Origin of the sequence: Anabaena sp. UHCC 0399 (assembly GCF_034931465.1) — a bacterium.
GTDB lineage: Bacteria > Cyanobacteriota > Cyanobacteriia > Cyanobacteriales > Nostocaceae > Trichormus > Trichormus minutissimus.
Genome location: NZ_JAYGGZ010000023.1, coordinates 60,719 through 84,393, shown reverse-complemented (window position 1 = coordinate 84,393; position 23,675 = coordinate 60,719). Strand labels below are relative to the sequence as shown.

The 23,675-nt window shown below is 44.0% G+C and carries 31 protein-coding genes; 2 read left to right on the top strand and 29 right to left on the bottom strand.

Going from position 1 to position 23,675, the window contains the following annotated elements:
* Positions 1–103 precede the first annotated feature (103 nt).
* The 24 genes from rpsK to rplC form a co-directional block, all read right to left on the bottom strand.
* On the bottom strand, positions 104–499 hold the full coding sequence (rpsK, locus tag VB693_RS14345; RefSeq protein ID WP_010998331.1) for a 30S ribosomal protein S11: 396 nt from the start codon (positions 497–499) through the stop codon (positions 104–106).
* Between the two features lie 54 nt (positions 500–553).
* On the bottom strand, positions 554–934 hold the full coding sequence (gene rpsM, locus VB693_RS14340; protein ID WP_190707492.1) for a 30S ribosomal protein S13: 381 nt from the start codon (positions 932–934) through the stop codon (positions 554–556).
* A gap of 115 nt (positions 935–1,049) precedes the next feature.
* Positions 1,050–1,163: a 50S ribosomal protein L36 gene (rpmJ, locus tag VB693_RS14335; protein WP_015129703.1), complete on the bottom strand. Its 114-nt coding sequence runs from the start codon at positions 1,161–1,163 to the stop codon at positions 1,050–1,052.
* Positions 1,164–1,279: 116 nt separating this feature from the next.
* Positions 1,280–1,504: a translation initiation factor IF-1 gene (gene infA, locus VB693_RS14330; protein WP_006276978.1), complete on the bottom strand. Its 225-nt coding sequence runs from the start codon at positions 1,502–1,504 to the stop codon at positions 1,280–1,282.
* A gap of 181 nt (positions 1,505–1,685) precedes the next feature.
* On the bottom strand, positions 1,686–2,240 hold the full coding sequence (locus tag VB693_RS14325; RefSeq protein WP_323266840.1) for an adenylate kinase: 555 nt from the start codon (positions 2,238–2,240) through the stop codon (positions 1,686–1,688).
* Positions 2,240–3,553, bottom strand: a complete 1,314-nt coding sequence (gene secY / locus VB693_RS14320; RefSeq protein ID WP_190707488.1) for a preprotein translocase subunit SecY — start codon at positions 3,551–3,553, stop codon at positions 2,240–2,242. The genes VB693_RS14325 and secY overlap by 1 nt, the downstream gene beginning before the upstream one ends.
* Positions 3,554–3,624: 71 nt before the next feature.
* Entirely contained in the window at positions 3,625–4,071 is a 447-nt protein-coding gene (gene rplO / locus VB693_RS14315; protein ID WP_190707485.1) for a 50S ribosomal protein L15, read from the bottom strand.
* A 45-nt stretch (positions 4,072–4,116) separates the two neighbouring features.
* On the bottom strand, positions 4,117–4,644 hold the full coding sequence (gene rpsE, locus VB693_RS14310; protein WP_190707482.1) for a 30S ribosomal protein S5: 528 nt from the start codon (positions 4,642–4,644) through the stop codon (positions 4,117–4,119).
* A gap of 150 nt (positions 4,645–4,794) precedes the next feature.
* A complete protein-coding gene (gene rplR / locus VB693_RS14305; protein WP_190707480.1) occupies positions 4,795–5,157 on the bottom strand; it encodes a 50S ribosomal protein L18 in 363 nt (120 codons plus the stop codon).
* 2 nt (positions 5,158–5,159) lie between these two features.
* On the bottom strand, positions 5,160–5,708 hold the full coding sequence (gene rplF / locus VB693_RS14300; protein ID WP_323266839.1) for a 50S ribosomal protein L6: 549 nt from the start codon (positions 5,706–5,708) through the stop codon (positions 5,160–5,162).
* A 198-nt stretch (positions 5,709–5,906) separates the two neighbouring features.
* A complete protein-coding gene (gene rpsH / locus VB693_RS14295; RefSeq protein WP_190707475.1) occupies positions 5,907–6,308 on the bottom strand; it encodes a 30S ribosomal protein S8 in 402 nt (133 codons plus the stop codon).
* A gap of 20 nt (positions 6,309–6,328) precedes the next feature.
* Positions 6,329–6,877, bottom strand: a complete 549-nt coding sequence (rplE, locus tag VB693_RS14290; RefSeq protein WP_190707472.1) for a 50S ribosomal protein L5 — start codon at positions 6,875–6,877, stop codon at positions 6,329–6,331.
* Positions 6,878–6,982: 105 nt separating this feature from the next.
* A complete protein-coding gene (gene rplX, locus VB693_RS14285; protein ID WP_190707469.1) occupies positions 6,983–7,333 on the bottom strand; it encodes a 50S ribosomal protein L24 in 351 nt (116 codons plus the stop codon).
* A complete protein-coding gene (gene rplN, locus VB693_RS14280; RefSeq protein WP_190707466.1) occupies positions 7,333–7,701 on the bottom strand; it encodes a 50S ribosomal protein L14 in 369 nt (122 codons plus the stop codon). Before rplN ends, rplX begins: the two co-directional genes overlap by 1 nt.
* A gap of 25 nt (positions 7,702–7,726) precedes the next feature.
* Complete coding sequence (gene rpsQ, locus VB693_RS14275; protein WP_103140480.1) at positions 7,727–7,978, bottom strand: 30S ribosomal protein S17; 252 nt, start codon at positions 7,976–7,978, stop codon at positions 7,727–7,729.
* A 6-nt stretch (positions 7,979–7,984) separates the two neighbouring features.
* Entirely contained in the window at positions 7,985–8,212 is a 228-nt protein-coding gene (rpmC, locus tag VB693_RS14270) for a 50S ribosomal protein L29 (RefSeq protein WP_190707463.1), read from the bottom strand.
* A 3-nt stretch (positions 8,213–8,215) separates the two neighbouring features.
* Positions 8,216–8,647 (bottom strand): 50S ribosomal protein L16, encoded by a 432-nt coding sequence (gene rplP / locus VB693_RS14265; RefSeq protein WP_190707460.1) that lies wholly within the window; start codon positions 8,645–8,647, stop codon positions 8,216–8,218.
* A 100-nt stretch (positions 8,648–8,747) separates the two neighbouring features.
* Positions 8,748–9,497: a 30S ribosomal protein S3 gene (gene rpsC, locus VB693_RS14260; protein WP_190707458.1), complete on the bottom strand. Its 750-nt coding sequence runs from the start codon at positions 9,495–9,497 to the stop codon at positions 8,748–8,750.
* 51 nt (positions 9,498–9,548) lie between these two features.
* Positions 9,549–9,908 (bottom strand): 50S ribosomal protein L22, encoded by a 360-nt coding sequence (gene rplV, locus VB693_RS14255; RefSeq protein WP_190707455.1) that lies wholly within the window; start codon positions 9,906–9,908, stop codon positions 9,549–9,551.
* An 80-nt stretch (positions 9,909–9,988) separates the two neighbouring features.
* Entirely contained in the window at positions 9,989–10,267 is a 279-nt protein-coding gene (rpsS, locus tag VB693_RS14250; RefSeq protein ID WP_190707452.1) for a 30S ribosomal protein S19, read from the bottom strand.
* A 151-nt stretch (positions 10,268–10,418) separates the two neighbouring features.
* On the bottom strand, positions 10,419–11,282 hold the full coding sequence (gene rplB / locus VB693_RS14245; RefSeq protein WP_190707449.1) for a 50S ribosomal protein L2: 864 nt from the start codon (positions 11,280–11,282) through the stop codon (positions 10,419–10,421).
* 6 nt (positions 11,283–11,288) lie between these two features.
* Entirely contained in the window at positions 11,289–11,603 is a 315-nt protein-coding gene (locus VB693_RS14240) for a 50S ribosomal protein L23 (RefSeq protein ID WP_190707447.1), read from the bottom strand.
* A complete protein-coding gene (gene rplD / locus VB693_RS14235) occupies positions 11,596–12,228 on the bottom strand; it encodes a 50S ribosomal protein L4 (protein WP_323266838.1) in 633 nt (210 codons plus the stop codon). The genes VB693_RS14240 and rplD overlap by 8 nt, the downstream gene beginning before the upstream one ends.
* Before the next feature lie 66 nt (positions 12,229–12,294).
* Entirely contained in the window at positions 12,295–12,930 is a 636-nt protein-coding gene (rplC, locus tag VB693_RS14230) for a 50S ribosomal protein L3 (protein ID WP_190707441.1), read from the bottom strand.
* Positions 12,931–13,888: 958 nt separating this feature from the next.
* Between rplC and VB693_RS14225 the strand changes: the two genes are divergently transcribed.
* Positions 13,889–14,377 (top strand): NAD(P)H-quinone oxidoreductase subunit N, encoded by a 489-nt coding sequence (locus VB693_RS14225; protein ID WP_190707438.1) that lies wholly within the window; start codon positions 13,889–13,891, stop codon positions 14,375–14,377.
* Between the two features lie 236 nt (positions 14,378–14,613).
* Here VB693_RS14225 and VB693_RS14220 read toward each other — a convergent pair whose 3' ends face one another.
* The gene (locus VB693_RS14220) at positions 14,614–15,072 is read right to left on the bottom strand and encodes a hypothetical protein (RefSeq protein ID WP_190707435.1); all 459 of its coding nucleotides are present in this window, start codon (positions 15,070–15,072) and stop codon (positions 14,614–14,616) included.
* A gap of 265 nt (positions 15,073–15,337) precedes the next feature.
* On the opposite strand from VB693_RS14220, the gene VB693_RS14215 reads away from it, so the two are divergent.
* Positions 15,338–15,877 carry a DUF3172 domain-containing protein gene (locus VB693_RS14215; protein ID WP_190707433.1) on the top strand — a complete coding sequence of 180 codons (540 nt, stop codon included), beginning with the start codon at positions 15,338–15,340 and terminating at the stop codon, positions 15,875–15,877.
* Positions 15,878–16,027: 150 nt separating this feature from the next.
* Here the strand turns inward: VB693_RS14215 and VB693_RS14210 are convergent, their stop codons facing one another.
* The 4 genes from VB693_RS14210 to VB693_RS14195 all read right to left on the bottom strand — a co-directional run bounded on the left by VB693_RS14210 (position 16,028) and on the right by VB693_RS14195 (position 23,100).
* On the bottom strand, positions 16,028–16,747 hold the full coding sequence (locus VB693_RS14210) for an AMIN domain-containing protein (protein WP_323266837.1): 720 nt from the start codon (positions 16,745–16,747) through the stop codon (positions 16,028–16,030).
* Positions 16,748–17,246: 499 nt separating this feature from the next.
* Positions 17,247–18,065 (bottom strand): SirB1 family protein, encoded by an 819-nt coding sequence (locus VB693_RS14205; protein ID WP_323266836.1) that lies wholly within the window; start codon positions 18,063–18,065, stop codon positions 17,247–17,249.
* 170 nt (positions 18,066–18,235) lie between these two features.
* Positions 18,236–21,427, bottom strand: a complete 3,192-nt coding sequence (locus VB693_RS14200) for an efflux RND transporter permease subunit (RefSeq protein WP_323266835.1) — start codon at positions 21,425–21,427, stop codon at positions 18,236–18,238.
* Between the two features lie 119 nt (positions 21,428–21,546).
* The gene (locus VB693_RS14195; protein ID WP_323266834.1) at positions 21,547–23,100 is read right to left on the bottom strand and encodes an efflux RND transporter periplasmic adaptor subunit; all 1,554 of its coding nucleotides are present in this window, start codon (positions 23,098–23,100) and stop codon (positions 21,547–21,549) included.
* Between the last annotated feature and the right edge of the window lie 575 nt (positions 23,101–23,675).

Sequence of the window (23,675 nt, the reverse complement as noted above, 5' to 3'; positions counted from 1 at the left end):
TTATCACCCCGCTTGGTAGGTTGATTTGAGAACCTACCAGCAGTAATTGCAGGTGATTTTGGTTGCTGAAACTGCTTACCTTCACCGGTCAAAAGTTGTGTATCTACACTCGGCGGCGTTTGGGAGGACGGCAGCCATTGTGAGGAATTGGTGTAATATCACGAATGAGTGTAATTTCTAGTCCTGCTCCTTGGAGAGCGCGAATCGCAGTTTCTCGTCCTGCTCCTGGGCCACTTACCATTACCTCAATTTGGCGCATCCCTTGGTCTATAGCTCTGCGGGCGGCACTTTCAGCAGCTGTTTGCGCTGCAAAAGGTGTTCCCTTCTTTGCACCTTTGAAACCACTAGAACCAGCACTTGCCCAGGAGATGACATCTCCATTTTGATCGGTAATAGTGACAATGCTATTGTTGAAAGTAGACTGGATGTAGGCCATCCCGTTGGGGACGTTACGCTTCTGTTTCTTACTCCCAGATTTTTTAGTCGGTTGTCTCGCCATATTTGTTCAGTTAATTTAAAGGGAAACTTGCTGAGGTTAGCAAGTATAGGAAAATTACTTACCAGGAGCTTTCTTCTTACCAGCCACTGTCTGCCTTCTACCCCGACGGGTTCTAGCATTAGTGCGAGTTCTTTGTCCTCTGACTGGTAAGCCCATGCGATGACGGCGACCTCTATAAGTACCGATGTCAACCAATCGCTTGATGTTCAGCGATTCCCAGCGTCGCAAGTCACCTTCAACTTGATAGTTGCTTTCTATTTCTGCCCGCAAGGAGGCAACATCAGCATCGCTTAATTCTTTGACACGGGTATCAGGATTAACTCCTGTAGCTGCCAGAATTGCTTGCGACCTTGTTAATCCAATTCCGTAAATATAGGTTAGACCAATCTCAACGCGTTTGTCGCGTGGTAGGTCTACTCCGGCAATACGTGCCACAATTAATCTCTCCCTATTGTTATCGCAGTTGCTGATCTAAAAACGCAGTTGACGCGTCTATACTTTGTTGAGTGATGATGTTTGGTTACACACCAATCTTCAGTGTTTGAGAAGATTATCCTTGACGTTGTTTATGCTTAGGGTTGACGCAAATCACCATGACGCGACCACGACGTTTGATCACGTTACATTTTTCACAAATTTTCTTGACTGAGGCTCTAACTTTCATGCCTTTTGTAAATGACTCCAAATATTAAATTATAGCATTTCTAGGAAAATTTATTCAATTAAGTAAATGGGTAACACCCAAATAAATTGTTTTGTGGTAGACTTCCATACATATATCTACTTTTTCCGCAGCCGATAAGTAATTCTACCTTTTGTCAGGTCATAAGGAGTTAGTTCTACTTTGACGCGATCGCCAGGCAAAATTTTGATGTAGTTGCGGCGGATTTTTCCAGAAATGTGTGCTAAAACATTAAATCCATTGTCCAAATCCACACGAAACATCGCATTTGGCAATGATTCGGTGACTGTCCCTTCCATTTCAATCAAATCTTGCTTAGACAAGTTTTATCCCTCAATTCAACAATTTTTTGTTCTGTCGCAGCACTCCTCTGCACGAGAACACAGTTCGAGAAATATATCAACAGTTTATTAATATATCTTAGCTAAATATCGGCGGGCGTCTGGAACAAAAAGGGAGTAGTGAGTTTTTTGAATTTTTGACCTCCTACCCCCTGGTTACAGTCTATGAACCTACTACACTTTGTAATTCAACAGTGACGTCTGCTTGGGATTGGTCGCCATTGACAGTTAGGAGTTTCTGGCGATCGCGATAATAATCAATTAATGGTGCAGTTTCGTTGCGGTAAACTTCTAGGCGACGACGAATTACTTCTTCGCTATCGTCTTTGCGTCCTCTATCTAGTAACCGTGCTACCACCACTACATCTGGGGCATCTAAATTGACTACTCTTTCGCCACCTTGACCGGTTTTTTGCAGCAATTCCTCTAAGAAAGCTGCTTGTGTTACCTTGCGAGGAAAACCATCTAAAATCCAGCCGGATTTGGCATCTTGCTGGTCTAGACGTTCTGCTACTAGGTCTTGTACCAACTGGTCAGGAACTAACTCACCGCCATCAACATAGCTTTGAGCTTTAATTCCTAAAGGAGTTTGCTCTTTCATGGCTTGCCTCAATATTTCCCCAGTGGAAATATGAGGAATATGTAAATGTTCTGCCAAGATTTGAGCTTGCGTTCCTTTACCTGCTCCAGGCGGCCCCAAGAAGATTAATCGAGTCACTATTGCTTCACCATTCCTTCATATCGCTGAGAGATCACATAGGTTTGGACTTGCTTGGCAGTATCGATTGCCACACCAACCAGAATCAACAAAGATGTAGCACCTAGTCCTCTAAAGGTTGGTACTTTCAAAGCACTTTCTACAGCCGTGGGAATAATGGCAACCAAGCCCAAAAAGATCGCGCCTAAAAAAGTGAGTCGGTTAATTACCCGCTCAATATACTCGCTTGTAGCTTTTCCTGGGCGAATCCCCGGAATACTAGAACCCATCTTCTTCAAGTTCTGCGCTACATCAACTGGGTTGACAATTAATGAAGAGTAGAAATAGCTGAAGAAAACAATCGATGTTAAATAAACCAGAGCATAAACCCAAGGTGCAGAACCGCCTGGACTCAAATAGGTATTGACGATATTTGCCAAGTCAGGGTTTTTAGTGAAGTTAGCAATCAACAAAGGCAAACTGAGAATGGCAGCCGCAAAAATGATCGGCATGACACCGCCAGAGTTGAGCCGCAAGGGTAAATAGCTGCGTTGTTCTGCTAATACTCTTCTACCTACCTGACGACGGGCTGAAATAATGGGGATGCGGCGGATTCCTTCTTGAACGAAGACAATCCCAACGATTGTCAGCAAGAAGACCAACACCAACACAATTACCCGTCCAACTATTTCTCTACCACCAACTTGCACCAAGTCAATGGTGTCACCTAAAGATTTGGGTAGGGAAGCAACAATGTTGACAAAAATCAACAAAGATGCACCATTCCCAACACCGCGTTCTGTGATCAGTTCCGATGCCCACATCACAAACATAGAGCCGGCTGTCAGGGCGATCGCTGTTTCCGCTACAAATATAGGACCGGGATTTAAGGCAAACTGTTGCAGAAATAAAGCCGAGAAAGCCACACTTTGAACAATTGCCCAACCTACAGTTACATAGCGTGTGATTTGGGAAATTTTCCGCCGACCAGCTTCGCCTTCGTTTTTCTGTAAATTTTCTAAAGATGGAATGGCCGCCGTCAGCAATTGGATAATAATGGACGCATTAATAAAGGGCAAAATCCCTAAAGCAAAAACCCCTAAAGTAGAAAGTCCTCGCCCAGAGAAAATATCCAATAAACCGAATATAGAATTATTGCCCGATATGGCTTCAGCGAACCTACCTCTATCAATTCCTGGTACGGGTAAAAAGATACCCAGGCGAACCAAAATTAAAATACCGACAGTGACAAGCAGCCTACCTCTCAGTCCAGCTGCTTGTGCCATCTGCATAAAAGTTTCTTGAGCCGTTGGGGCTTTATCTCGACTGATCATAGAGTGCTACCTTTATCATGAACCAGGCACTGGAAGCAAGTTGGCTAGTATTTTAAGTGCGCTGTTCTGGCTCAACCTAAAACTTCACAACTCCCTCCAGCCGCCTCAATTTTGCTCCGAGCTTGTCCTGTAAAAGCTGCTGCTTTCACTGTAAGTGCCACGCCTATTTCCCCATTACCCAAGATTTTCAGTGGGCCTTTGGCAGCAGTCAAAATACCTGCTGTTCTTAAGGATTCCAATGTTACTTCTGTATTGGCAGGAAGAGCGGCTAACTTCTCTACATTAATCGTAGTGTAAATTTTCCGATTAACTAAAGGAAAGCCCTTGAGTTTAGGTATACGGCGGTACAATGGCTGTTGACCACCTTCAAAACCAGGGCGGGTGCCGCTACCAGATCGAGATTTTTGACCTCTCATCCCTAGACCAGCACTAGCACCTTGTCCAGCAGCAATACCTCTACCTACACGGCGACGGCGTTTTTTAGAGCCTTTTTGGGGCTTAACATCGTTAAGTCTCATGATGTAATTGACACCTGTTTACACAAACAATTTGTAACAGTAACTCTACTGAATGTAGAGTTTTTCAATAGCAATGCCTCGGTCTTCAGCGACTTCGGTCAAGGTACGCAGGGTAGATAAGGCGTTGACTGCGGCTCTAGCATTGTTTAGTGGGTTATTAGAGCCAAGTTGTTTAGCCAAAACGTTGCGCACGCCAGCTAATTCCAACACTGTGCGGACAGCACCACCAGCAATTACCCCAGTACCAGGTGCGGCTGGACGCATCATCACTTTCGCACCACCACCAACACCATCAATGGGGTGTGGAATTGAGTTGGATTTGGTAATGGGGATGTCTATGAGGTGTTTTTTGCCATCGGCAACACCTTTTTTCACAGCTCCAATAACATCAGAGGCTTTACCTACTCCGACACCCACTTGACCGCGTTCGTTACCAACGACGACGATTGCCCGGAAGCTGAGTTTTTTACCACCTTTGACGACCTTGCTTACCCGCCGGATCTGAATTACCCGCTCTTGCCAGGTGGTTTCTTCTTTTTTTGTGCGGTTAGCTTTACGACGACCAGTTGCCATAATCTATGCTCTCTATTTAGTCAATAGTCAATAGTCAACAGTGAGCCAGCGCGATCTTGGGGGTCTCCCCCATGAGCGACTGGCGAACCCGCAAGGGACAATAGTCAATAGTCAATTACTTTTGACTTTTGACCTGAGACTTTTGACTGTTTAAAAATCTAAACCAGCCTCGCGTGCGGCTTCGGCTAGTGCTTTGATTCGACCATGATACAAGTTACCACCGCGATCAAAGACGACTTTGCTAATGCCTTTTTCTAGCGATCGCACTGCAATCAATTTACCGACTTGTGCGGATGCTTCACAGGTAGCCCCTGAAGCTAAACTAGATTTCAAATCTGCTTCTAAAGTTGATGCTGCTGCTAAAGTTTGATGCTGCGTGTCATCAATTATTTGAGCATAAATATGCTCATTTGAGCGGAATACCGCTAACCGTGGACGTTCTGACGAACCTTTGATTTTGCCCCGGATGCGTCTGTGACGACGCTGTTTTGATTCTTTACGAGTAAGTTTCATGTTTACTTCTTACCACCCTTACCAGTCTTACCAGCTTTACGTCTGACCACTTCGCCTGCATAGCGAATCCCTTTACCCTTATAGGGTTCAGGTGGACGAACGGCACGAACTTTGGCTGCTGTATTGCCTACTATTTCTTTGTCATAACCACTGACTATGACGTTAGTGTTATTTTCTACAGCAAACTGAATTCCTTCTGGTGGTACAATTTGGACTTGATGGCTGAAACCCATATTCAGAACTAGGTTACGCCCTTGTACTTGCGCCCGATAACCCACACCTTGGATTTCTAAGCGTCGTTGAAACCCTTGGGACACACCCTCGACCATGTTGGCGACCAAAGTCCGGCTCAAGCCGTGCATTTGTCTGGAGGTGCGAGATTCATCCTTCCGAGTTACTTGTAATATTTCCCCTTCTTGAGAAACTATGACATTAGCTGGCAAATTCCGGGAAAGTTCACCTTTAGGGCCTTTCACGACAACTTTTGTGCCATCAATAGTCACTTGTACTTTGGCGGGAATAGTAATTGGACGTTTACCAATACGAGACATGACTTTTTGTCCTTTGTCCTTTATCCTTTTTCAGTTGTTTTTCAGTGTGATCTTCTCTACGGGAGGCCACGCCAAGGGGTTTTTCCCGTGATTAACTGACATTCCCTTTCGCATTAGCAGAGGGTAGGGCTTCTCGTTCAGAGTAGTCTTGCTGGAGGAGAAGATTACCTTAAGGGACAGTTGACAACTGATAATTCACTACCAAACGTAGCAGAGTATTTCACCACCGACGTTCTGACGACGGGCTTCACGGTCAGTCATAATGCCACTAGATGTGGAAATTATGGCAATGCCAATACCGCCGAGTACCCTTGGTAATTCTTTTCTGTTGGAGTAAACACGTAAACCTGGTTTACTCACCCGTTTCAATGCAGTAATCAGGGGTTGACGATTTTTACCTTTGTATTTCAAAGAAATCACTAGGTTACGTTTTACGCCTTCACCGTCTTCTGCAATTTCCGCAATAAAGCCTTCTTCCTGTAGCACTTTAGCAATACTACGGGTCATTTTTGTGGCTGGCACGTGTGTAATTTGATGCCTTGCCATGTTGGCATTGCGGATGCGCGTCAGCATATCTGCAATTGTGTCGTTAGCCGCCATCGTTCCCTCTTTAGATGAACTTATTGATCGCGAAAGGGCATTCCAAATTCTTTAAGTAAAGCGCGTCCCTCTTCGTCGTTTTTCGCTGTGGTGATAATGGAAATATCTAAACCACGGACTTGATCGATGCTATCGTATTCGATTTCTGGAAAGATTAACTGTTCTCTGACGCCGAGAGTATAGTTACCGCGTCCATCAAAGCTTTTGGGGCTGATACCGCGAAAGTCTCTAATTCTAGGCAGTGTCAAGCTAATTAATCGGTCGAAAAAGGCATACATTTTCTCGCCTCTAAGTGTCACCATGATACCAACAGGCATACCCTGACGAATCTTGAAGCCAGCGATCGCTTTTTTCGCTCTTGTCACCACTGGTTTTTGGCCAGTAATCACCGCAATTTCGTTTAAGGACGCTTCTAGGGACTTAGCATTTTGAGCCGCTTCTCCCAAACCTCTGTTAATAGTTACTTTCACCAACTTTGGCACTTGATGAACGTTGGTGTATTCAAACTGATTAATCAGTTTGGGGACGATTGTCTCTTGATATAAGGTTTTGAGTCTTGTTGTCGCCATAGTTTTTTGTCCTGATTTTCCCTGGTCTTGGTCAGGGACACTTTAATTTCAGATTTTAGATTTGAGATTAAATTTACAATCTAAAATCTCAAGTCGGTAAATTCTCTAGCTATCGAGAATTTCACCAGTTTTCTTGAGTTTTCTGACTTTCTTCCCTTCGGATGTGAAAGTGTAACAAACACGACTAGCAACGTTTTGCTTCGTGGAATAAAGCATCACGTTAGAGCTATGAATCGGAGCTTCCTGAGAAACAATCCGCCCTGATTCCCCTTCTTGTTGGGGTTTGACGTGCTTGGTTTTAATATTGACACCTTTGACAATGATTTTGCTTAGTTGAGGCAGTGCTTGAATCACTTCGCCAACTTTGCCTTTATCTTTGCCCGCAATTATCTGCACTGTGTCACCAGTTTTGACGTGCATTTTCTGGAATCTAGGTTGATCCTTTTGGTTGGCCATTACAGCACCTCCGGAGCAAGAGAAACGATTTTAGTAAAGCTTTTTTCGCGCAGTTCCCGTGCTACTGGGCCAAATACCCGTGTGCCTCTGGGATTACCATCTTTGTTGATGATGACGGCAGCGTTATCATCAAAGCGAATGCTCATACCGCTATCACGACTGATGTTGTGGCGGGTGCGAACAATCACAGCTTCGACAACATCAGATTTTTTGACTGCCATGTTAGGAATAGCATCTTTAACAACGGCGATAATTCTGTCGCCCACAAAACCGTAACGTCTGTTACCCGCTCCTAGGACACGAATACACATCAGTTTGCGTGCGCCGCTATTATCTGCCACATTCAGGTAAGTTTGGGGTTGAATCACAATTGGTCTCCCTTATGCACAACTATCAAGTTGTAGCTTTAGTGTTGAGGATTTCTGCCACTTGCCAGCGTTTGGTTTTGCTCAGGGGTCTAGTTTCCTGAATCCGCACGCGATCGCCCACTTTGCACTTATTTTCTTCATCGTGAGCTTTATAGCGGCGTGTTTTGACTACAATCTTGCCGTACTTGGGATGGGGAGCGCGGTTTTCAATGGCAACAACCACTGTTTTTTGCATTTTATCGCTCACTACCAAGCCAACTCGTTCTTTGATTGCCATAATCTCCTACTTTTCTTCTTGAGGCGGTTGACTTGCTGCCCGTTTCCTTTCTCCTTCTACTGTTAGTAGTTGGGCTAGGCGATGGCGAGCATGGCGGAACTGGTGGGGTTTTTCTAACTGTCTGGTGGCCTTTTGCAAGCGCAACTGAAACAGTTGTCTTTTGACGGCGGTAATTTCCTCAGCCAGCTTTTCGTCACTTAATTCTCTAGCTTCTGCAATTTTGGGAAGAGGCATAACCTACTCCTGCTCCTCTACTTCTACTTGAGATCGCACAATAAATTTGGTCTTGATGGGTAGCTTGTATGCCGCTAAACGCATGGCTTCACGAGCTATTTCTTCAGTAACCCCGGCGATTTCAAACAAAATCCGCCCTGGCTTAACTACTGCTACCCAAAACTCTGGATTACCCTTACCTGAACCCATCCGGGTTTCAGCCGGACGCATTGTTACGGGTTTATCTGGGAAAATCCGAATCCAGATTTTACCACCCCGGCGGATGTAGCGTGTCATTGCTCGACGGGAAGCCTCGATTTGTCTAGAGGTGATCCAAGCTGGTTCTTGAGCTTGGAGTGCAAAATCTCCAAAGTTGAGGGTACTCCCACGGTGGGCTAAACCGCCCATCCGTCCGCGCTGTTGTTTGCGGAATTTAGTTCTTCTAGGACTTAACATGACTTTTACTAGGGATTAGGGATGAGGGATTGGGGATTAAGGATGAGGGATTGGGTGCGGTTTTTTGCCCAGTCACCAGTCACCAGTCGCCAGTCCCCTTTTATCCTTCATTAGAACGGTCTTCAAACTGCTGACGACGACGCTGTTGTTGACGGCGGCGAGGTTCACGAGTTGTTGGTTGGGATGGGGCTTCTTCCTGTCCAGGAATAATTTCTCCCTTGAATACCCACACTTTGATCCCCAAAATGCCGTAAACGGTTTTGGCTGTGCAGTAAGAGTAGTCAATGTCAGCCCGTAAGGTATGGAGGGGTACTCTACCCTCACGAGTCCACTCGGTTCGGGCAATTTCTGCACCGTTGAGCCGACCACCGACTTGCACTTTAATGCCTTGAATACCTGCACGTTGAGCGCGTTGAATTGCTTGTCTCACTACCCGACGGAAGGAAACACGGCGTTCTAGTTGTTGAGCAATATATTCAGCAATCAAGTAGGCATCAGCATCAACTTTTTGGACTTCCACTACGTTGATGCGGATTTGACGATGACCACCGAGCAAATCTTGTAGTCCTGTCCGCAATGCTTCAATGCCTTGACCACCACGACCTACTACTACCCCTGGGCGAGCAGTACGTACTTCTAGATCAATTTGATCTGCTTTCCTCTCAATCCGTACTTCGGAAATACCAGCATTGTTTTGAGCGTATCTACCCAATTTTTGCTCTATGTATTTACGGAGTTTGTAGTCTTCTTGTAAGAGTTCTGGATAGCGATCGGGTTCGGCAAACCAACGTGATTGGTGTTCTTGGGTAATTCCCAGACGAAAGCCAACTGGATGAATTTTCTGTCCCACAAATGTTTCCTCTAAAATTTCTTACTTTACGCAATTTTATGTGTATATAAATTACTTAGCGTTAGCATCAGCTGCTACAGCTAAGGTGATATGACACGTTGGTTTGCGAATTTGGTAAGCTCTACCTTGCGCTCTAGGTTGGAAACGTTTTAGTACTGGGCCTTGATCGGCGAATGCCTTAGTAATCACTAATTGAGTGCGATCTAATCCTGCATTATGCTCGGCGTTAGCAGCAGCACTTCTCAGGAGCTTCAGCACAGGCTCAGTGGCTCGATAGGGCATAAATTCTAAGATAATCAGTGCCTCTCTATAGGAGCGACCCCGAATTTGATCAAGTACGCGACGTACTTTGTAGGGAGAGATGCGTATAAAACGGGCGATCGCCTTTACTTCAGTAGTATCAGTAGCCATATGTTTCTCCATTTTGGTCATTGGTTATTGGTCATTTGTCATGCGTCTTCAGCTAATGACTAATGACTAATGACTAATGACTATCTCCCCGCTTTTTTGTCACTTTTGCCATGGCCTCTGTAGGCGCGTGTGGGAGCAAATTCTCCCAACTTATGCCCCACCATTTGGTCACTAATAAATACGGGTACGTGTTGTCGCCCGTTGTGAACTGCGATGGTGTGGCCTACCATTTCGGGCAAAATTGTTGAAGCTCGCGACCAAGTTTTAATAACTTGTTTTTCGTTTTTAGCATTCAGTTTTTCAATTTTGCTTAACAAATGATCCGCAATAAAAGGACCTTTTTTAAGAGAACGACCCATAGTGCAATTTTGGATTTTGGATTTTGGATTTTGGATTTAGAATTTCGGATTTAGAATTTCGGATAAATAGGTGTCTCAGAGGGCGTTCACAAAATCATTAATGCTTGACCAACAGACCCAATCTCAAATCCAAAATTTCCAATCTAAAATTCTAGGACTCCCGACCACCACGTCCGCGTTTAGAAGATTTACGACGACGACGGACAATCAATTTGCTGCTAGCTTTCTTGGGTTTACGTGTCTTAGCACCCAATGTTGGTTTACCCCAAGGAGTCACAGGACCTGATCTACCAATAGGCGCTCTACCCTCACCACCACCATGTGGGTGATCTACAGGGTTCATCACGCTACCTCTAACTTTGGGACGGCGACCTTTCCAACGGTTTCTCCCAGCTTTACCTGCACTCAGGTTTCTAGCATCGGTGTTACCTACTTGTCCGATGGTGGCGTAACATTCACGCCGAATCATGCGAACTTCTCCCGAAGGTAACTTGAGTGTGACATAATCACCTTCTTTAGCTACAACTTGCGCGGTAGCACCAGCAGCACGTACAATTTGACCGCCTTTACCAGCGATTAATTCTACGTTGTGAACGCTAGTACCTAAAGGAATGTTAGCTAAAGGTAAAGCATTGCCATCTTCAAAGGGAGATTCTGGACCAGCAATGACTGTTGTGCCTACTTTCAACCCATTTGGGTGCAGGATATACCGTTTTTCACCATCTTCATAAGATAGCAGGGCAATCCGCGCGTTACGGTTGGGATCGTATTCAATAGCTATGAGTGTGGCTGGGATGTTACGTTTATCCCTTTTAAAATCAATGATTCGATAAAGTCTCTTGTGTCCGCCACCCCGACGACGGCTAGTAATCCGCCCTTGGTTGTTCCGACCTTTGGCACGGTGTTTATATTCCGTGAGTGACTTTTCTGGTTCGGTTTTAGTAATTTCCGCAAAGTCAGAGATGGTAACTTGGCGGGTACTGGGGGTATAAGGACGATAAGAACGAGTACCCATAATATCTTAGACCTCTGGGAATAATACTTGTCTAATTTTGTCTACATCCCCAGCTGCGACTGTGACGATCGCTTTTTTATATTGGGGCTTAAAACCAATGAATTTACCAACGCGCTTTTTTTTGCGGGGTGGTAGTGCGGTATTTACTTTTACAACCTTTACCTGAAATAAGTCTTCGATTGCCGCTTTAATTTGTGTCTTATCGGCTTTAGGAACAACTTCAAAGGTATATTTGTTTTGTTCCATAAGAATGGTCGCTTTTTCGGTAACGATGGGGCGACGGATTAAATCAGGCAGGTTGCGGGGGTCAAACTTAGGCATTGTAGACCTCCTGAATTTTATCTAAAGCTGATGCTGTGATGACAATCTTGTCAGCGTGTAGCATATCGTAAACATTTAGTTGGTCAGCAGGAATGAGTTTGAGATTTTCTACGTTGCGGGCTGACAAGTAAACGTTTTCAGTAAACTCAGACAAAATTAATAGTGTCTTATTTTCTGGTGCTGCACCCCAACGGGCTAGGGCTGCTACCAACTCTTGAGTCTTAGGACGGGATAACTCGTTATTAAATTCTTCTACTACAATCAAGTCGTCTACACGGCTGACTAGGGCTGTCCGCAATGCTAACCGCCGTTCTTTCCGATTCATTTTTAGGTTGAAATCTCTGGGTTTAGGCCCGAAGATTACACCACCACCACGCCACAATGGTGAACGAATAGAACCTGCACGAGCGCGACCTGTGCCTTTTTGCCGCCAGGGTTTGCGACCACCACCTCTAACTTCCGCACGCGTTTTGGTGCTGGCAGTTCCTTGGCGAGAGTTGGTCATTTGCCTTACTAGGGCGCGGTGGACAATATGAACCGCCGTTTCTTCTTTGGCAATACGCAAGTTGAACTCTTTTTGTCCAACTTCTTCTCCTTGCCAATTTTTAACTACACTTTCAACCATCTTTGTGTCCTTTGTCGTTTGTCCATAGTCTGAAGTCAGTCAACAGTCAACAGTTAAGACTCAGCACTACTTGCCAACTATGTTGGCTGGCACAATATTTAGCAATGCTCCAGGCTTCCCAGGAACTGCTCCTTTGATGAGCAATATATTGCGGTCAGTATCTACTTTTATTACGGTTAGTTTGCTAATTGTGACGCGAGTACCGCCTAAACGCCCTGCCATCCGTTTACCTGGATAAACACGACCTGGGGTTGTACCTGCACCAATCGAACCTGGAGCTCTATGGTTTTTAGAACCATGTGACATTGGTCCACGACCAAAGTTATTCCGCTTTTGGTTGCCTGCAAAGCCCCGACCAATACTTGTACCGATAACGTCTACAATTTGACCCGCACTAAACATATCTGCTTTAATCTCTTGACCTAAAGCATAATCACTAGGGCTTTCTGTGTGATACTCTTTCAGATGCCGTAATGCTGGGGCTGAGGATTTAGCTAAGTGACCCAGCAATGGTCTGTTTAGTGCTTTGGGCTTAACTTCTTTATAACCAACTTGAATAGCTGTGTATCCGTCGGTTGGTTTCGTTTTAATTTGGGTAACTACGCATGGACCTGCTTGGACGACGGTGACAGAAATTGCTACTCCTGCTTCATCAAAGACTTGGGTCATGCCCAGTTTTGTGCCGAGAATGCCTACAGACACGGTAACTGGCTCTCCTTTCTACTTGCTGACCTTGAAATTGGGTTTTTAAACACACACTATGTAAGTATCGGTGACGATGGACGAATCTCAGAGTCGAAAGCAGTTTTTGCTGCTGTCGATCCTCCCGGACACAACAAGCTGTGTTGTTACTGTTTGGTGATTTTATTCAGTTGCACTCACTCTTTCACCAGCACAGCCACAAGTGCCTTCTTGAAAGAAGGAATAACTTCTGGTATCAAGGCAATGCTTTAGAGCTTTGCACTTTGTGCAGCAACGCTTTCGTCCCAGCAGTTGCTTAGGCACTTTCTGGAGGCAGCGCGATTAACGGGTCTCCCGATTTGGCGCGACTGCCCTGGCTCAGTTGGACTTAAGCAGCTTTTGCCGCTCAGTATCCTTTCTACTGAGACTAATGTAATGTCATCCAGCTAACATCACTACTCAGCTTTTCATTCACTGAACAAATCCAACCTTGAGTGCTAGGTTTTCATTATCCTTTATGACTACAGGAGTGTGTGTAGCCTCGTGATGAGGGTGGGCTTTGTTTTTGAGCTTTTTACCCTGATCTTGACCTAAAAGCTTTCTAAGTTTACCAGTCTTTGAGCTGTTTCAACCTGGTTGTTTTCCTGGTGAAGCTTTTCGTTAACTTTTCACGCTAGCGATCGCTCAAAATATTGACTGTGTGGTAGCTTAATTAGCACAAATGGTCACAATCTAATACTATATACTATAGACTAATCTTTGTCTAGAAAATTAAAGATTAATTTTTACAAGACTAGTATCATTGGGCATTGGGTAAAAACGTTTTCTTTGTCTCCTCAGCTTTCTACACTCTGCCTTTCTTGATAAAATTGAGTTTAGCTTAATCTAAAGCATAAGCTTTGTGATCTAACTTGATCTATCACTTCAGGGTCAATAATAGAGATATCAAAGTGGGATAGGACAATCATACGCAAAATTTATGGCACTAATTACCACTGGCAACGGTTTCAAACGCAATCTGGAAAAATTTGGTTCTTTAGGGGTTTATGTACCCTTAGAAGGGGGTTTTGAAGGTCGGTATCGCCGTCGTCTGCGTGCTGCTGGCTATGTGACTCTACCCATGACTGCTAGGGGATTGGGTGATGTTGCCGCTTATCTTACAGGAGTTCACGGTGTCAGACCTCCCCACCTTGGGAAAAAAAGTTCTGGTAACGGTGCAGCAGTGGGTAATGTCTACTATTTACCACCAATTGTTAATTACCAACTAGAGCAGTTACCACCAAAGTCTAAAGGGTTGGTGTTGTGGATTATTGAAGGACATATCCTTTCTGATCAGGAAGTTGAATTTTTGACGACTCTGCCTAGTTTAGAGCCAAAAGTGAAAGTAGTCGTAGAAAGAGGTGGCGATCGCTCTTTCCGTTGGCGGCCTCTCAAGGACACTTTCTCTGCTAGTTATCAGGCTGTTTAGTTGTTGGGGACTGGGGATTGGGGAAAAGAAAGCAGGGGGAGCAGGGGGAGAAAAATACAATGCCTCTACCTACTCACTACTCACTACTCACTACTCACTACTCATTACTCAATGTCACTTGTTGACTGTCTGAGATAAGATTTAGGCGATCGCTTTTGCAATGTATTAGGCAAACTGCGATCGCCTAATTTTTTGATGTAACACTCAAATATTGATGAGCAAAACCTATATTTTTTTCAAAACCCGACTGGGTAGATTAAATCAAATTCTCGATAAATGGTAATCTGAGCCAAAGGATTAGGTTTGTCTAAAACTTCGTAATCTAAACCGCCTGTAATTTGTGTTACTGGACGCTTCAACGGTTTCTCAAACTGATGCCACTCGCGGTTACTCCACTCGAAAATGGCTGCATCTAGATCATTTTGCAATTCGGAAGCTAAAAGTAATAGTTCTAATTTATCCTGAGTATTGCCAGTAAGGATAAATTTTAGAGAAACTGACTGGGTAATTGCTGGTCTAGGTTCGTTCGCTGCCAAAGTATTACAGCCACCTAACTGGACATCATAAGGCTGTAGTTGCAGATTTTTTTGCTGCTTTAGAGTTTGTTCAATGTCGCTGAGGCGTTGATCTAAATAAGGTAGTAAACCTAGTTTGCCATCGATCAACAACTTACGAATGTTAGAAGTTTGAGTCATCGTTGCTTTTTATCCGCTTACCCAGTCAGATTAGCGTTTTGTTGACTGAGAAGATAGAACAACTTGGAAAAAATTTGTTTGCAGCTAGTCTTGTTGGTGAGCGAATTTATGAAAGAGCGACTCATTGAATCGTCCAATGCCCCATACTCAGTTTTTCACACCAAATATTTGTCCAGAAAGTTGCGGGCAAATATAGTTACAAATCGGCATACTAAAATAGGGAGATACTATCGGCTTTTTCAGGCGTGAAGGTTAATAGGCACAAATGAGACGTAAATCAACTGGTAGATCGGCTACTACATCTAAACCTTCTGGTTTCCAATCCTCCATGTTTAACTTCACCACTATTGCCATTTTGGGTGGGGTTTTGATTCTGGGAATTGGAATCGGGATTGCTTTTAGTTCCACAACTACGTTAACTCCATCCAATGTGGCTTCGCGTGAATTTATTGATACTAAAGCACCGAATCCTGAGATTTGCGTACAGTATGGAGCAAGTTCAATGGTAATGGACGCTCGATTATTCGTTACTCTCAACCCATTTAATGTCTATGTTGCCCAACCAAGTATGCGTCCTGGATGCGTAATCCGTCAAAACAACTGGGCAATTCTAGAACAACGCAAGCTCGTGACATCTGCCCAGGTGAGAGAATGTAAAAATCGCCTGAATACTTTTGGTTTTACTGGTAGTTTAGACAGTGAAAAACCTGATATTAGATGTATTTATCAGAATGAGGCAGGACAAAATTTCTTCTTGTCTCAACCAGGAGCAGTTGCACCACAACAGGAAACTGAAAGATTTTAGTAGTGAAGGGAACAGGTGACAGGGAACAGGTGACAGGTAATAGTTATTCTCCCTAGTCCCTAATCCCTAATCCCCAGTCCCCAGTCCCCAGTTATTTAATTTTGAATTTTGAATTTTGAATTTTGAATTGATTTGTCCCCAATACCCATGTTATTTAGGTAGAGGTTGACCAAATTCAATCACTACTGGATTAGTAGTAATGGGTGGATTCTTGGGTTGGGTTGAGATAGTCGGAGTGGGGAAATTTGTGGGAGATGGAGGAGAATTTTGTATTTGAACAGAATTGCTAGAATTGAGGGGAGGTACAGTAACAAAAGGTTGCTGTGGACTTGTAATTGTTGGAGATAGGGTATTGGGTAACTGTAAATAGTTATATTGTGTTGGTAAAGGATTGCTCGATGAATTGTTGGTATTGCTCAGTTGTCTAGAGCCGCCAATAAAAGGAAGTAAAACCCAGCGAGTTGGGTTTTGTTGGGAAATAGGTTGTAGTTTTACTTGGTTAGGATCTACAAAAATTCCGGTTGCTAAATCTAAAACTATGCGGGTAACGTTGGCGTTTAATTGGGAAACACGAATTCTTTGGACAGCACCAGCATAATTTTGTTGGGTGGGGATATTACCTAACTTGGTATCGGGAATATCAACGACAATGCGCGGCGGTTCGGAAAGGTAGAAGTAATTTGGTGTTTTGCCGACTGAAAGGTTAATTTCTAACTTCCCTGCGTCTGGATAGAAACGCCAATTATTGAGCTTGGCTACCTGTGCAGCAACGGTACTGGTAGCTGGAAGTGTATATGCAGCAAACAAACTAATACTAAACAGCTGTTTGCCCCTGTAAAAAAGTTGCTGAGTGGAGATTCCCTTAAACATATTTATTTATCTGTGATTGTGTTTAAGCATCAGGCAGAAAGAGTAATGAATCGTGTTAGCAGTAGCGTCGCGTTGAGCAGCGCACTGAGTAAAAACTACTAGTACAGCGCGGCGGAAATAAGCACAAAGTTGAGCCACTGCGTTGCCGGAGTTCCCCCGGCTGTAGCAATTGGCATGGCGGTATACTAAGTTCATCGGGACTGCCTCATGGATTGCCATATTTTAATGGCTATTTGAGTTTTTGGGTTCTACCTGGGCTGCTTCAGGTGTAGCATTAAATTCCAACTTTTGCGCGATGCTACTGATAATTATTTACCCGGACTAAATCTGCGTTCTACGGCATAGCTGCATCCAATAAAAATGTTTCGGAAATCAAATCAATCCCAGTCAATTCCAGCTAATAGCAATTGACTCAAACGTCTCGACTTAAGGTGTAGCAGCCACTTCTTCTAAGATACAAGGTTGGGATAATTTTCTAAAAACTGATTTAAATGTACCCTCAACTATCCAAATCGCTGAGTAACCGCCGAATCAAGGCCGCGTCTTCAGTATCAGAAGTTATAGTAAGATACTGTTGTAAGTCTGCTTTAGCTTCAGAATAATTACCTAGTTGATAGTTTAATAAACCGCGATCGCGCACTTCTGAAGTAGCATGAGGAAATAGCAGCAAAATCCGTTCTACTACAGCCAAGCTTTTTTCTAGCTGTTGCTGTCTGAGATATATATATTTCAAATTAGCTAAAATCCGCCCCAAAAACTGCCGTTTACTCACTGTTGCTAGAAATTCTGGGCGTAAAGTCACGTTCTGCTGAAACATTTGATTCAGCCTCTCTTGACAATCTTGGGCAAACATTACCTCGCCACGATTGAAAGCATCCACGAAAATCTCCATGTCTGGAATCGCTGGACGAATGAGAAAATGTCCTGGCATTCCTATACCTGCCATCGGAAAGTCTATACGGCGGGCAATCTCCAAATAAACCAACGCCATTGTAATAGGAATACCTGTGCGTTGATCAATCACATCATTTAAAAAGCTATTGCATGGGTCATAATAGTTGCTCTGATTCCCATCAAATCCTAAGTCATCGTAAAGATATTCATTAATAGTTTGAATGATTCGCAATGGATAACGTGAAGATGGTAAGCGTTCTTGAACTTCTTCTGCCATCGTATCCAAGACGTTTAAGTATTCTTCTATATCAATATAAGGATATTCTTCTTTGGCAATGTACAAAGCAGCCTTCGCTAAGTCAATATGCTCATCCGAATGCTGAATTTCTTGGTAAAAATATTGTCTTGGCAAAGAAAAAGTCATAAGCAACACCTGATAAATAGTTAAATAGGGGACAGGTGACAGGGGACAGAAAATAGCGCAAAAATCTGTGTAATTAGCTGACTTTTCTCGTCATGTGGAAAAGTCAGATTTTAAAACTTTCCCCCTACCCATTCCCTATTTTTTACTTCTTACTCCCTATGGCCTTTCCCTTAATCATTGGTTTTTGTCGCTGAAGCCGCAGTTTTTCTATCCAACGAAGTTGCACCTGTTTCTAATGCTGGCTTCTGATTTACTTTCAAGAAGCTTTCAGTCATTGTCTTAATTACAATATACAAGATTGGCACAACAAACAAGCTTAAAAAAGTAGCGATTAGCATTCCGCCAAACACTGCTGTTCCCAAAGATTGACGACTTCCCGCACCTGCACCTGTGGCAATAGTTAAGGGAAAAATACCGATGAGTGTCGAAAAGGCAGTCATGAGAATTGGGCGTAAACGTTCTTGGGATGCTTCGATTACTGCCTTGGTGATGGGAAGTCCTTGTTCTCGTAGTTGGTTAGCAAACTCCACAATTAAAATTGCATTCTTACTAGCCAAACCAATCAACATCACCAAACCAATTTGACAGTAAACATCGTTAGCAAAACCTCGCATTGATTGAGCTATCAGTGCGCCAAAAATTGCTAGAGGTACAGATAAAAGAATGATGATTGGATCTATGTAATTCTCGTATTGGGCTGCTAGTACCAAAAACACAAATACTAGTCCTAAACCAAATATTAATGGTGCTAAACCACCAGATTCTTGTTCTTCTAAGGAAGTACCAGACCATTCATAACCGTAGCCAGCAGGTAAAACGGCTTGGGCTACTTGTTGCATTTTCGTAATTGCATTCCCGGAACTAAAGCCAGGTGCGGCTGCACCATTAATTTCTATAGAACGGAATAGATTGTAGTGGTTAATTGTTTGCGCTCCCACTATAGAGGTAATTTTAACTAAATTACTGAGGGGAATCATTTGATTGGTTTGCGATCGCACATACAATTGTCCGATATCTTTGGGGTTAGCGCGAAACTGTTGGTCTGCTTGCACATACACTCGATAATTGCGCTGTTGCAGATTGAAATCGTTCACATATCGAGAACCCAAAGCAGTTTGTAAGGTGCTGAAAATATCATCGATGGAAACTTGCAGTGCTTTGGCTTTGTTGCGGTCTACTTCTACTAGTAGCTGTGGTGTGTTGGCAGCAAAGGTACTAAACACCGCTTGTAATCCTGGTGTTTGGTTAGCGCGTCCTAGCAATTGCCCCATTGTCTGCACTAGATTTTCTAAGCCGCTATTCCCTCGGCGGTCTTGGAGTTGAAAGGTAAAGCCACCAAAGTTGCCTAAACCCTGAATTCCTGGGGGATTTACAGGAAAGACTCTAGCTTCTGGGATGGATAATAATTTCCCTTGCAGTTTACCAATAATTGCTTGTACTGATTGGTCAGGTCTGGTACGTTCAGCCCAAGGTTTCAAGGTGGTGAAGATAATACCAGTGTTAGCTGTACTACCACTAAAACCAAAACCTCCGACTGCAAAAGTTCCCACAACTTCAGATAGTGGCAGAATTTCTTTTTCTACTTGTGCCATCACATCACTTGTGTATTGCAGAGAAACCCCTTGTGGCCCTTGAATAATGGTGATGAAATAACCTTGGTCTTCATCAGGTAAAAAGGCTGTGGGAACTGAGGTGTACAGCCAAGCTGTTAAGCCCAAGGAAACGATGAATAAACCAATGATAATGCTTTTAAAGCGGATGAGTAAGGAGAGCGATCGCCTATAGCTATGCTCTAACCAATCCAAAACCCGATTAATCTGATCAAAAATCCGACCCAGCCAACCTGATGCTTTTTGTCCTGGACGCAGCAGTAAAGCACACAAAGATGGTGTCAAGGTCAAAGCCAAAAACGTAGAAACGACAATTGAGAAGGCAATGGTTAAGGCAAATTGTCTATATAGTGCGCCAGTAGTTCCGGGAAAGAATGCCACCGGCACAAACACCGCCATTAATACTAAGGAAGTGGCAATGACTGCGCCAAACAGTTCCGCCATCGATTCACTAGCAGCGCGGCGGGGACTCATCCCTTTGTCTTGAATAAAACGGCTAATCTGCTCAACGACGACAATCGCATCGTCTACAACCATCCCTGATGCTAGAGTCAAACCAAACAAGGTCAAGCTATTAATCGAAAAGTTAAAGACTCTAACAAAAGCGAATGTCCCTACTAATGCCAAAGGAATAGTCAATGCCGGAATTAAGGTAGTGCGCCAGTCTTGTAAAAATACAAAAATCACCAGCACCACTAACGCCACTGCCATTAATAGCGTCTTGATCACTTCTGACAATGATTCCTCGACAAACATTGTCGTATCAAAAGCTACCTGATATTTCATGCCTGGTGGTAAACTCGGTGCTAATCGAGCCATTTCCTCTTTCACTCCCTTGGCGACATCCAAGGCGTTACTCCCAGGAACTTGGTAAATCCCTAAACCGACGGCATCTTTAGCACGAAATCGTAAAAATGTATTGTAGTTTTCTGCCCCTAGTTCGGCTCTACCAACATCTTGAAGCTTAACTAAAGTGCCATCATTTTCAGTTTTGATGACAAGTTCTTCAAACTCTTTTGTATCCGTCAGTCGGCTAGCAGCGCGCACATCCAGTTGATATTGTTGTCCTTTAGGTGCAGGTTCTTGACCAATTCTCCCCGCACCAACTTGCAAGTTTTGTTCCGCCAGCGCATTGGTGACATCTTCAGTGGTTAAACCCCGACTAGCTAGGCGATTGGGATCTAACCATAAACGCATAGCATAGCGGCGTTCCCCAAAAATCCGCACATCACCTACACCCTTAACTCTTTTTAAGGCATCTGTTAAGTAAAGGTCGGCGTAGTTGCTGAGAAATATATTGTCATATTCCTGATTATCGGTGTATAAGCCGATCGCTAACAAAATGTTATTAGATTGCTTAGTTACCCGCACTCCTGTACGTTGCACAACATCTGGTAGTTGGGCTTCGGCAGCAGAAACACGATTTTGGACATCGACGGCAGCAATATCTTTATCCCGTGAGGCATCGAAAGTCACGGTGATACTACTAGAACCATCGTTACTACTGCTGGAAGTAATATATTTAACTCCCTCAACACCGTTAATTTGCCGTTCTAAGATGTTCGTCACACCGCTTTCAACTACTTCTGCACTTGCGCCAGTATAGTTAGCAGCAACGTTGATTTGAGTAGGACTAATATCTGGGAAACGCGCAATAGGTAGTGTGGGAATACTAATTGCTCCCACCAACAGAATAATTAACGCGCAGACTGTAGAAAAGACTGGCCGCTTAATGAAGAAGTCAACAAACATAGGGGTGGAGACTGGGGATTGGGGATTAGGGATTGGGGACTGGGCAATTCAATGAGTGGATTTTGGATCTCAATCCAAAATTTCTCTGCTCAGTCGGTAAACCTGTCGAACTACTGCGCCTAAGACTCTGGAACAATCGGTGCGCCGTTGCTGAGGTTGAGAATGCCGGAAACTACAATTTTGTCGCCGGCTTTTAGTCCTTCTAGAACTTGATAATTGTTGCCTTCAATCGCTCCCAATTTCACCGATTTTTGTATAGCAACTAAAGACGGCGCGTCTGGTTGGGGTTTTTCTGGTGCTTGAGCGACAAAGACAAAGGTTTCTCCACCTAAGCGAGATACGGCTGTGACGGGAATTAACACTCCTGGACGTTCATCCCAAATCACTTTGGCTTGAACTAACTGGCGATTGATGAGTTGTCCTGTTCCATTGCTAAAGGTGGCTTTGGCTAATACTGTTTGGGAATTGGAATTGGCGTTGGGTTCGATGAAACTAATCCTACCTGTGGTGGTGGTTTCCCCTTGGGTATCTAACATCTGCACAGGTAATCCCGTCTGCAATTGTGCGGCTTGGTTGAGGGGAATGGATATGTTCAGTTCTAAAGCACTATTTCTAGTCAGTGTGGTGAGTTCATCGCCTTTGCTGACAAAGCTACCAACGCGGACGGGAATGTCACCCACAATTCCCGTAAAAGGTGCTAGGACATTTGTGTAACGCACTTGGGCTTCGGCAGATTTGACTTGGGCGGCGGCTTGGGTAACTTGCGATCGCGCTTGGGCTATTTCTTCTGGACGTGCGCCGTTTTCTAATTGTCTGAGGTTTTGTCTTTGCTGTTCTAGGGCAGCAGTTAGTTCGGTAATATCAGAGCCTCTACTTTTACGAAGTTGCTCTAATCGTCGCTGGGCTTCTCTTAACTTAGCTTCAGCACTACGTTTTTCTCCCAAATATCCTTCTAAGACATCTTGGGAAACTGCACCCTCTGTCTGAAGTTGTTCGTATCGCTTGGCTCGTGACTGTGCTAACTCTAAGTCAGATGTCGCGGATTCAATTTGCGCTTCCGCTTGAGCAATTTCTTCTGGACGCGCTCCACCTTGGGCATCTGTTAACCTGGCTCTAGCTTGGGCTACCTGCGCTCTGGCTTGGGCAATTTGTTCAGAGCGAGTACCTGCTTTGAGTTCCGCTAGGCGGGCGCGGGCTTGTTCTAGGGAGGCTTTGGCTTGCAATAACTGGGCTTGAACATCATCACTTTGCAGCCGAATTACTACTTGTCCCTCTTGGATGCGATCGCCTTCTTTCACTAAAATTTGGCTGACTCGTCCATCAATCTCTGGTTTGAGTACGACCGAGCGTGGTGCATCTAAAGTCCCAACAAATACAGAGCTTTCTTGTAAATTTCCTGTCTCTACTGTCGCTAATTTTACAGGGATTCCCCTCGGCTGACCTGCCACCATCCCTGGAGGGCTATTACTCGCCAGGCTACTTTGCCACCACCGCCAGCCAAAACCACCACTGACAATTAATAAAATGATGCCAACAATCATCGGCCAACGCTGCTTATGGCTGGGTGTAGATTGTTTCTCTGGCTCTACTAAAGAACTTTCTTGAGTTTCGGTAGCTTGAGAATCTTCTATTTCCACAGGTAATGAGGAATGAGAACTATCTTGATGGGACATATTTGGTCACTCGTTCTTAAATTTTAACTAGGGAAATTACTGAGATATTTTCTATAGATTGAATCTTTAAAAACTAATGTTTGTCTGGATGGAGATTGGGAATATTACACACTAGTAGTAGCTTGTAAACTAATGGGGCTGGTTTTCAGGGTCATTCACCCTGTATTGTCTTCTTTGCGTCCCCGTGCATCTGTGGCTAAATACATGATTTTTTAACCACACAGACACAGAGACAAGATGTTGAAGAGGGATTTTTGTCAAACATTTTTATCCACCTGGAAACAGCTAGTCTGCTCAAATAGGATCTTGTAAGCTCCTGCTATCCCTGGAAGAGTTAGCAATGGCAGGTTCGACATTTATGCAAGCAGTTGCTTACGAATGCAAGTAATTGCTTGCATTATATACAGATATTCATAAAATTTGTATAAATTTAACAAATTGAACTGGTGAAAAATTAATTCAAAATACCCTAGGGGTAGGCTGAAACTTCGGCAGGAAAGCAAGCTCCTCATGATCACTACCCTATTTTCTAGGTTGGCGTAGCGTCCCCTAGGGAGGTGCAATTTCCCGTACCC

Bases quoted from the DNA above. Each gene is read 5' to 3' on its own strand.
- rpsK (WP_010998331.1), bottom strand. From the start codon at position 499: ATGGCGAGACAACCGACTAAAAAATCTGGGAGTAAGAAACAGAAGCGT.
- rpmJ (WP_015129703.1), bottom strand. From the start codon at position 1,163: ATGAAAGTTAGAGCCTCAGTCAAGAAAATTTGTGAAAAATGTAACGTG.
- secY (WP_190707488.1), bottom strand. From the start codon at position 3,553: ATGATCAGTCGAGATAAAGCCCCAACGGCTCAAGAAACTTTTATGCAG.
- rplO (WP_190707485.1), bottom strand. From the start codon at position 4,071: ATGAGACTTAACGATGTTAAGCCCCAAAAAGGCTCTAAAAAACGCCGT.
- rpsE (WP_190707482.1), bottom strand. From the start codon at position 4,644: ATGGCAACTGGTCGTCGTAAAGCTAACCGCACAAAAAAAGAAGAAACC.
- rplR (WP_190707480.1), bottom strand. From the start codon at position 5,157: ATGAAACTTACTCGTAAAGAATCAAAACAGCGTCGTCACAGACGCATC.
- rplF (WP_323266839.1), bottom strand. From the start codon at position 5,708: ATGTCTCGTATTGGTAAACGTCCAATTACTATTCCCGCCAAAGTACAA.
- rpsH (WP_190707475.1), bottom strand. From the start codon at position 6,308: ATGGCGGCTAACGACACAATTGCAGATATGCTGACGCGCATCCGCAAT.
- rplE (WP_190707472.1), bottom strand. From the start codon at position 6,877: ATGGCGACAACAAGACTCAAAACCTTATATCAAGAGACAATCGTCCCC.
- rplX (WP_190707469.1), bottom strand. From the start codon at position 7,333: ATGGCCAACCAAAAGGATCAACCTAGATTCCAGAAAATGCACGTCAAA.
- rpsQ (WP_103140480.1), bottom strand. From the start codon at position 7,978: ATGGCAATCAAAGAACGAGTTGGCTTGGTAGTGAGCGATAAAATGCAA.
- rpmC (WP_190707463.1), bottom strand. From the start codon at position 8,212: ATGCCTCTTCCCAAAATTGCAGAAGCTAGAGAATTAAGTGACGAAAAG.
- rplP (WP_190707460.1), bottom strand. From the start codon at position 8,647: ATGTTAAGTCCTAGAAGAACTAAATTCCGCAAACAACAGCGCGGACGG.
- rplV (WP_190707455.1), bottom strand. From the start codon at position 9,908: ATGGCTACTGATACTACTGAAGTAAAGGCGATCGCCCGTTTTATACGC.
- rpsS (WP_190707452.1), bottom strand. From the start codon at position 10,267: ATGGGTCGTTCTCTTAAAAAAGGTCCTTTTATTGCGGATCATTTGTTA.
- rplB (WP_190707449.1), bottom strand. From the start codon at position 11,282: ATGGGTACTCGTTCTTATCGTCCTTATACCCCCAGTACCCGCCAAGTT.
- VB693_RS14240 (WP_190707447.1), bottom strand. From the start codon at position 11,603: ATGCCTAAGTTTGACCCCCGCAACCTGCCTGATTTAATCCGTCGCCCC.
- rplD (WP_323266838.1), bottom strand. From the start codon at position 12,228: ATGGTTGAAAGTGTAGTTAAAAATTGGCAAGGAGAAGAAGTTGGACAA.
- VB693_RS14225 (WP_190707438.1), top strand. From the start codon at position 13,889: ATGGCACTAATTACCACTGGCAACGGTTTCAAACGCAATCTGGAAAAA.
- VB693_RS14220 (WP_190707435.1), bottom strand. From the start codon at position 15,072: ATGACTCAAACTTCTAACATTCGTAAGTTGTTGATCGATGGCAAACTA.
- VB693_RS14215 (WP_190707433.1), top strand. From the start codon at position 15,338: ATGAGACGTAAATCAACTGGTAGATCGGCTACTACATCTAAACCTTCT.
- VB693_RS14210 (WP_323266837.1), bottom strand. From the start codon at position 16,747: ATGTTTAAGGGAATCTCCACTCAGCAACTTTTTTACAGGGGCAAACAG.
- VB693_RS14205 (WP_323266836.1), bottom strand. From the start codon at position 18,065: ATGACTTTTTCTTTGCCAAGACAATATTTTTACCAAGAAATTCAGCAT.
- VB693_RS14200 (WP_323266835.1), bottom strand. From the start codon at position 21,427: ATGTTTGTTGACTTCTTCATTAAGCGGCCAGTCTTTTCTACAGTCTGC.
- VB693_RS14195 (WP_323266834.1), bottom strand. From the start codon at position 23,100: ATGTCCCATCAAGATAGTTCTCATTCCTCATTACCTGTGGAAATAGAA.